General features: G+C 61.5%; 7 protein-coding genes. 1 reads left to right on the top strand and 6 read right to left on the bottom strand.

Annotation, left to right across the window (positions count from 1 at the left end):
* The 6 genes from AC11W3_RS19870 to rimP all read right to left on the bottom strand — a co-directional run.
* Window positions 1-589 (bottom strand): DHH family phosphoesterase (locus AC11W3_RS19870; RefSeq protein ID WP_484093614.1); only part of this gene is annotated, 589 nt, incomplete at its 3' end.
* Window positions 570-929: a ribosome-binding factor A gene (locus AC11W3_RS19875; protein ID WP_484090874.1), complete on the bottom strand. Its 360-nt coding sequence runs from the start codon at window positions 927-929 to the stop codon at window positions 570-572. The genes AC11W3_RS19875 and AC11W3_RS19870, both read right to left, overlap by 20 nt.
* Before the next feature lie 177 nt (window positions 930-1,106).
* Window positions 1,107-3,986, bottom strand: coding sequence for a translation initiation factor IF-2 (gene infB, locus AC11W3_RS19880; RefSeq protein WP_484090875.1), 2,880 nt, complete (start codon window positions 3,984-3,986; stop codon window positions 1,107-1,109).
* Window positions 3,987-4,580, bottom strand: a complete 594-nt coding sequence (locus AC11W3_RS19885; RefSeq protein ID WP_484090876.1) for a DUF448 domain-containing protein — start codon at window positions 4,578-4,580, stop codon at window positions 3,987-3,989.
* A gap of 5 nt (window positions 4,581-4,585) precedes the next feature.
* Window positions 4,586-5,773 (bottom strand): transcription termination factor NusA, encoded by a 1,188-nt coding sequence (gene nusA, locus AC11W3_RS19890; protein WP_484090877.1) that lies wholly within the window; start codon window positions 5,771-5,773, stop codon window positions 4,586-4,588.
* Window positions 5,774-5,802: 29 nt separating this feature from the next.
* Entirely contained in the window at window positions 5,803-6,285 is a 483-nt protein-coding gene (rimP, locus tag AC11W3_RS19895; protein WP_484093615.1) for a ribosome maturation factor RimP, read from the bottom strand.
* 438 nt (window positions 6,286-6,723) lie between these two features.
* On the opposite strand from rimP, the gene thrC reads away from it, so the two are divergent.
* Window positions 6,724-8,096, top strand: a 1,373-nt coding sequence (gene thrC, locus AC11W3_RS19900; protein ID WP_484093616.1) for a threonine synthase, incomplete at its 3' end; no start/stop codon positions are given.

Raw genomic sequence — 8,096 nt, forward strand, 5'->3', positions numbered from 1 at the left:
GGTGCTCGTTGACGTCCCAGGCGTTGACCCCTTTGGCGATCATTTCACCGGCGATGGCGAAGGCCTCGGGATTCGAGTTCGAGTAGTGGAAGCTCCCGGTATCGCTGAGGATCGCCGTGTAGATGCAAATGGCGGTGGGGTAGTCGATCTCGTCGCCCGCGGCCTTGATGAGGCGGTAGACGATGGCCGCGGTGGCGCAGGCCTTGGGATCGATCAGGTTGTAGGCGCCGAAGTTCTCGCAGCCAAGATGATGATCGATGTTGATGAAGCGGCCGACACGCCGGCAGGAGGTGACGGCGCTACCTGCCCGCCTGAACTCGCCGACGTCGAGCACGATGCAGGCATCGAACTCCTTGTCCGGCACTTCGCTCAGGACCTGCGAAGCCATCGGCAGGAACTCGCAGTTGAGCGGTACCGGATCTCGCAGGTAGACGGTGACATCCTTGCCGCGCGCCGAGAGGTAGTTGGCCAGGGCCAGCGAGGAACCTACTGCGTCAGGGTCCGGACTTTCATGGCTGGTGATGAGGAAGGTGGAGCTCTTCTCGATCTCCGCCACGATTGCCGAGATTTCAGGTATCGTCGCCGTCATCCTGGGCACCTATCTCCTTGAGCATCTTTTCGATATGCTGGCCGTATTCGAACGAGGTGTCGTACTTGAACTGGACCTCGGGGGTGAAGCGCATCTTGAGGGCCTGTCCCAGTTCCTTCCTGATGAAGCCCCGTGCGCTGTTGAGTCCCGCCAGGGTGTTCTTCTTCTCTTCGTCGCTGCCGATCACCGTGAAGTAGACCGTCGACTGCCGCATGTCGGTGGTGAGCTTGACACCGGTTATGGTCACGAAACCCAGCCGCGGGTCCTTGAGCCCCTTTATCAGCAGTTCCGAAATGATCTTGTGTATCTGCTCGCCTACTTTATCCGAACGTTTTACCATCTCTATTCACTCTCTTTCTGATTACGTTCCGGCAACCGCCCTTCCCCTCTGGGGGAAATTAACAGCGGCGCTCGCCGGGGAGGGTGAGGGCGAAAAGAGATCCTGGACCTCCACGCTCTCCCTCATTAAATAAAGAGGGACCCCGTCTTCCGGAGCCCCTCTCCACGTCTGCCTATGTTACAGCTTGGCGGCGACTTTTTCCATCTCGAAGCACTCGATGATGTCGCCGACCTTGATGTCGTTGTAGTTCTCGATCGACATACCGCACTCGTAGCCGGTGGCCACTTCCTTGACGTCGTCCTTGAAGCGGCGCAGGCTGCCGAGCTTCCCTTCGTGGACCACCACGTTATCCCGCAGCAGGCGGACTTGGGCGTTTCTGACGATCTTGCCGTCGGTGACGTAGGAACCTGCCACGTTGCCGTGTTTGGGCACCGAGAAGACTTCCCTGATCTCGGCCCGGCCCAGTGCCTTCTCCTTGAAGGTCGGCTCCAGGAGGCCTTCCATGGCCTTCTTGATGTCATCCACTGCGTCGTAGATGATGTTGTAGAGCCTGATGTCGACCCCTTCCTTCTCGGCAAGCGCCGCGGCCTTGACTTCGGGACGGACGTTGAAGCCGAGGATGATGGCGTTGGAGGCGCTGGCCAGGTTGACGTCGGTCTCGGTGATGGCGCCGACCGAGGCATGCAGCACGTTGAGACGGACGGCTTCGGTGGTGAGCTTCCTGAGAGACTCGGCCACCGCTTCCACGGAGCCCTGGACGTCGCCCTTGACGATGGTGTTGAGGTCCTTGACCTCGCCCTTCTGGATCTTCTCGTAGAGCTGCTCCAGGGAGAGCTTGCTGTGCTTGGCCAGTTCCGTCTCGCGCAGCTTGATCTGGCGGTGGGTTGCGATCTCCTTGGCCTGCTTCTCGTCGGGCAGCGCCACGAAGACGTCGCCGGCATCCGGCACCCCGGTGAAGCCGATGACCTCGACCGGCATGGCCGGCCCTGCCGACTGCACCTTCTCGCCACGGTTGTTCTGCATGGCGCGGACGCGGCCGAAGTGGACGCCGGCCACGAAGTAGTCGCCGCCCTTGAGAGTGCCTTCCGTGACCAGCACCGTCGCCACGGGACCGCGCCCCTTGTCGAGCTTGGCTTCGACGATGGTGCCGCGGGCCGACTTGTTGGGGTTGGCCTTGAGTTCCAGGACGTCGGCCTGCAGGAGAACCATCTCCAGCAGCGACTCGAGGTTGATGCGCTTTTTGGCAGAGACCTCGACGAAGATGGTCTCGCCCCCCCACTCTTCCGAAACCAGGCCGAACTCCATGAGTTCCTGCTTCACCTTGGCCGGGTTGGCGTCGGGCTTGTCGATCTTGTTGATGGCCACGATGATCGGTACCCCGGCGGCCTTGGAGTGGTTCACCGCCTCGCGGGTCTGCGGCATCACGCCGTCGTCTGCGGCCACCACCAGGATGACGATGTCGGTGACCTTGGCACCCCTGGCGCGCATGGCGGTGAAGGCCTCGTGGCCCGGGGTATCGAGGAAGGTGATCTTCCTGCCGTTGAGTTCGACGTCGTAGGCGCCGATATGCTGGGTGATGCCGCCAGCCTCGCCGGCGATCACGTTGGTCTCGCGGATGGCGTCGAGGAGCGAGGTCTTACCATGGTCGACGTGACCCATGATGGTGACGACCGGCGGTCTCTTGACCAGGGACTCCGGTGCATCCGGCTCGGCCTCGAGGATCTCGTCCACGTCGAGAGCCACGTTTTCGATCTCGTAGCCGAAATCGGTGGCCAGGATGGTCGCGGTATCGAAGTCCAGCGGGTGGTTGATGGTGGCCATCACGCCCATCTTCATGAGGGCGCGGATGAGATCGGTCGCCTTGATCCCCATCCTCTTGGCCAGTTCGCCGACGGTGATGGACTCGGTGATCTTGATGATCCTCTTGATGGCCTTGGGCACCGTGATCTCGGTCTTCTTGCCGATCTGGACCTTCTCGACTCTCCGCTTCCCTTTGCCAGAGCGGGGGCCGGGCTCGAAGACCCTCTCGCGCTTGTCGAGCAGGTCAGGCTTCTTGAAGGCCTCCTTCTTGCCCTTGGCGGCTGCAGGCCCACCCTTCTTCTTGGCGAAGTCGCCGCCGGCGGGGGTCGGAGCACCCTTTCTCCCCTTGCGGCGATCCTCACCCATGGCACCTGCGTCGATCGGGGCCAGCGGCGCCGGACGCTCGGGCGGACGTGAGCCGGGAGCCGGCCTTTCACCCGGGCGGCCAGCACCCGGACGCGGCGCCGGACGTTCGGTTCCGGGACGCTCAACCCCGCGCGGCATGCCGGGACGACCGGCCGGACGCTCGCCGGGAGCGGCGGGACGTTGCTGGTACTCGCGGCGCTCGGGGCGCGGGGCGGGAATCGGGATCTCCACCCGGCCAAGGATCCTGGCCCTGGTAGCCGTCGCCTTTTCCGGCTCGGGCTCCGCCTTCGCTGCCGGAGCGGCCGGAGCAGCAGGGGCCGCGGCTGCGGGGGCGGCTTTGGGTGCCTCGGCCTTTTCGGGCTGAGCTCCTTCCGCTGCCGGGGCCGGAGCTTCGACCACCGGCGCTGCCGGTGCTGCCGCCTCTACCGGAGCGGGGGCGGGCTTCTCTTTTTCCTTCTCGGCAGCGGGAGGAGCCGCAGGAGGAGCAGGAGCCGCAGCGGGCTTCGGGGCCGGAGCGGCCTCGATGATCCTGGCCCTCGGTGCGGCCGGCTTGGCCGGCTTCGCCGGGGCTTCCTCTTCGGCTTTCACCGGGGCAACCGGCTCTGCGGGTGCTTCCTGGACCTCTGCCGCGGGCGGAGCCTCGGGGGCTCCCTCGGCCGCCTCAGCCGGTTTCGCAGCCCGACGCCGGATCAGGGTCGGCTTCACGCGGACTTCTTCCTGAGAAACCTCTTTGTGGGTTGTCTGCGCAGGGGCGGTCAGTACCTTGACGTCCGCATCATCAATAACAGCCATGTGGTTCTTGACATCGCGGCCCATTTCGGCCAGCCGTGCCATAACCTCCTTGTTATCGACCCCCAACTGCTGCGCCACCTCGTATACGCGTTTGCTCATCTACTCACGCTCCTCCTCAAAGAAGTTCCTGTACTTTTCCATTTCCAGACCGATCGAACCGACGAAGCCGCTCTTAAGGACCGCCATCGCGCTTCTAAGCTCCTTGCCTACCAATGCCCCTAGATGTTCCTTGTTAAAGAGGGCCAGGCAGGGGACCTCTTTGACCTTTGCCAACCCGCGGAACTTTTCTCCGATGTCCTCGGAGATGTCCGTGGAGAGGATGAGAATGCCCACATCACCCTTCTTCAGCCTTTCCATAACCTGATCTGAACCGGAGACGATCTTTCCGCCCTTGTTGGCCAGCGAGATGTATCCGGCGATCCGTTCCTCGAGCTTCTCCACCACCTGACGCGACAGCCCTTCGGCGTCGGCGCCGACCACTTCGCCCTTGAAGCCGCGGGCGAACTGTTTCTTCTGAGCGGCGAGCTTCACGCAGGAGGCCTTCATGCAGGTGTAAGCCCCGCGGCCGGGAAGCTTTTGCTGCAGGTCCGGGACCACGGTGCGGTCCGGGGCCAGCACGAAGCGAAGCAGGCTCCCCTTGTCATTGGCCTCGCGGCAGGCAAGGCAGCTTCTTTGGGGAATGGCCTTCGGCATATTCTTTAAATATTCTCCGTCTCCGGCTCGGAACTTTCCGGCTCGGCACTTTCCGAAGCGGCACTCTCAAGCGGCGCGGCCTCCCCGGCTGCGGGCTCCTCTTCTTCTTCCTCGGTGCTGCCGTCATAGGAGGCGAACTGCTGCAGCTCAGCCTCGGCCATGCGGGTCTCGCTCTTGATATCGATCTTCCAGCCGGTCAGCTTGGCGGCCAGGCGCACGTTCTGGCCGCGCTTGCCGATGGCGAGCGAAAGCTGGTCGTCGGCCACGATGACTTCCATGGCCTGGTCCTCTTCGTCGACGTAGACCTTGGTGACCACTGCGGGCGCCAGAGCGTTGCAGGCGAAGCGGGCGATGTCATCGGACCAGGGGATGATGTCGATCTTCTCGCCACGGAGCTCGGAGACCACGTTCTGGACGCGGCTGCCGCGCATGCCGACACAGGCGCCGACCGGGTCGACGTCGGAGTCGTGCGAGTAGACGGCGATCTTGGCCCTGCCGCCCGGCTCGCGGACCACGCTCTTGATCTCCACGATCCCTTCGGCGATCTCAGGGACCTCGGCTTCGAAGAGCTTGGCCAGCATCATCGGGTGGGTACGGGAAAGCATGATCTGCGGCCCCTTGGTGGTCATGCGGATCTCGGTGATCACCGCCTTGACGCGGTCGCCCTGGCGGTACACCTCGCGCGGCGCCTGCTCCTTGTGCGGCAGGAGCGCCTCGGCGCGCCCCAGGTCCACGATCAGGTCGCCCTTCTCGAAGCGGCGCACCACGCCGTTGACGATCTCCATCACGCGCTCCTGGAACTCGTTGAAGATCGTCTCGCGCTCGGCCTCGCGGACCCGCTGGATTATCACCTGCTTGGCGGTCTGGGCGGCGATCCTGGAGAAACCGCTGGCATCCATCTTCATGCCGATGGAGTCGCCGATCTCGACGTCCGGATCCTCCTCGCGCGCCTCGTCCAGCTCGATCTCGCGGTAGGAATCCTGGACCTCTTCCACGACGGTAACGAACTCAAACAGCTCAACCTCCCCGATTTCGGGGTTGTAATGAGCCTCCAGATCGCGGGTATTGCGAAACTTCTTGTTGGCAGCGGTGAGGACGGCCTGTTCCAGGGCCTCCAACACGATACTCTTGTCTATACCCTTTTCTTTGACGATCTGGTCAATGGTATGCTTGAGGTTAAAGCTCGTTTCCACGTCACTCTCCTTGTTAAATCAAGAACTGTTTAGAATTCAAACTCAAGATTGGCCTTCGCCACCCTCTCCATCGGGATGGAGGCGTCCTGGCCTTCCTTGAGGTGGATTTTGATGACCCCGTCCTCAACTCCGGTTAGCGTGCCGAGGAAGGTCTTGCGCTTGTTCCCGGCCTCATCGGCCAGGAGCTCGAAGGTCCTGACCTTCACCAACTTCCCCTGAAAGCGCTGATAATCGGCCAGCTTCTTGAGCGGGCGGCAGATCCCGGGGGAAGAGACCTCCAGCGTGTAGTTATCGTGGATGAAATCCTCCACGTCGAGTATGTCCGAGAACTCCCTGCTGACCGCGGAGCAGTCATCCAGGGTGATGCCGCCGTCCTCCCTCTCGATGAAGAGGCGCAGCACCATGTCCCGCCCCTCGCGCTTGTACTCGATGTCCACCAAGCCCAGGCCCAACGGGGGGAGAATCGCTCCGGCAAGCTCCGTGATCCTTTCTACTACATCGACCTTTGCCATTTCTGCATTTCCCAATAAAAAAAGTGAGCCGGAGGAGCTCACTTTTGAGTGAACGTTAACATGTTCCCAATATTTAACATGGAAGGTATTTTTATGCAACCTCTTTTTTTCGAAAAGATACCGATTTCCAAGGTTTCCGGCTCCACAGGCAGCATAAAAATACGCGACATTATCTCATTGACTGCAGCAGGCCAGCACTTCACCAAATTCCGATATTGAGGCAAATTAATTTAAAAAACGACAACTTTTTTTGCTGTCACCTTTCGGCTCCGGGCGTCTGTCTCTCGCCGGCTCACCTATCTCCAGGTATATCGGCAGGTACAGCTGTTGCCATGGGAAATGCATAAAGAGCAATTGCTTCACATTTCGAGCTATAACTGCTATATATTGACGTTGCCCTAAGAGGTAAATTCACTTCAGCAGGAAAGAGAACTTGATATGAAATACATCAGCACCAGGGGAAGCATCGCCCCGATCTGTTTCAAGGACGCAGTCATGATGGGGCTCGCTACGGACGGAGGGCTCATCCTGCCGGAGAGCATCCCGCAGATCGAGCGGGAGACCCTCGCCTGCTGGGCGAAGCTTCCTTATCGCGAGCTAGCCTTCAATATCATCTCCCTCTTCGCGGACGACATCCCGAGGCAGGACCTGAAGGAGCTGATCGACCGCTCCTACTCGAGCTTCGAGCACGAGGAGACCACGCCGCTGGTCAAGAAGGACGGCGTCTACATCCTGGAACTCTTCCACGGCCCCACCCTCGCCTTCAAGGACGTGGCGCTGCAGCTTTTGGGGAACCTCTTCGAGTACCTTCTGAAGGAGCGCGGGGAGAAGATGAACATCCTCGGCGCCACCTCAGGCGATACCGGGAGCGCCGCCATCGCCGGGGTCCGCGGCAAGGAGAACATCAACATCTTCATCCTGCACCCCCATCTGAAGACCTCGCCGATCCAGGCGCTGCAGATGACCACGGTGCTGGACAAGAACGTCCACAACATCGCCGTGAAGGGGACCTTCGACGACTGCCAGAACATGGTCAAGTCGCTCTTCAACGACCTCGAGTTCAAGAAGGAGTACTCGCTCGGCGCGGTCAACTCGATCAACTGGGCACGCGTGCTCGCCCAGGTGGTCTACTATTTTTACGCCTGGGGAAGACTTCCCGCCAACGAGCAGGAGGAGGTCATCTTCTCCGTTCCGACCGGGAACTTCGGCGACATCTTCGCCGGATACGTGGCGAAGAGGATGGGACTGCCGATCAAGAAGCTCCTGCTGGCTACCAACGAGAACAACATCCTCAGCCGCTTCGTGGCCGGCGGCGATTACTCGCTGGGCGACGTGGTGCAGACGGTCTCGCCGTCCATGGATATCCAGCTGGCTTCCAACCTCGAGCGCTACCTCTACTACCTCTTCGACCAGAACCCGACCAGGGTGCAGGCGGCTTTCGCCGAACTGCAGCAGACCGGCAGGATCATCTTCAGCGAAGACGAGATCAAGCGCGTGCAGAGCGAATTCCTCACCTGCTCGGTCGACGAGAAGCAGACGCTTGAGACCATTGCCACCTTCAACACCCGGAACGGCTACATCCTCGACCCCCACACCGCGGTAGGCGTTCGCGGAGCCCTCGAGTGCGTCACCGACGGCACCCCCGTGATCTGCCTCGCCACGGCCCACCCGGCCAAGTTCGGCGACGCCGTCGAGAAGGCCATCGGTTATCCCCCGCCGCTCCCGCCGCAGCTGGCCGCACTGGTGGGGCGCGAGAGCCGCTGCGAGGTCATGGACGCTGACAGGGAGAAGGTCAAACGGTTCCTGCAGGA

The organism is Geomonas sp. (assembly GCF_056994735.1).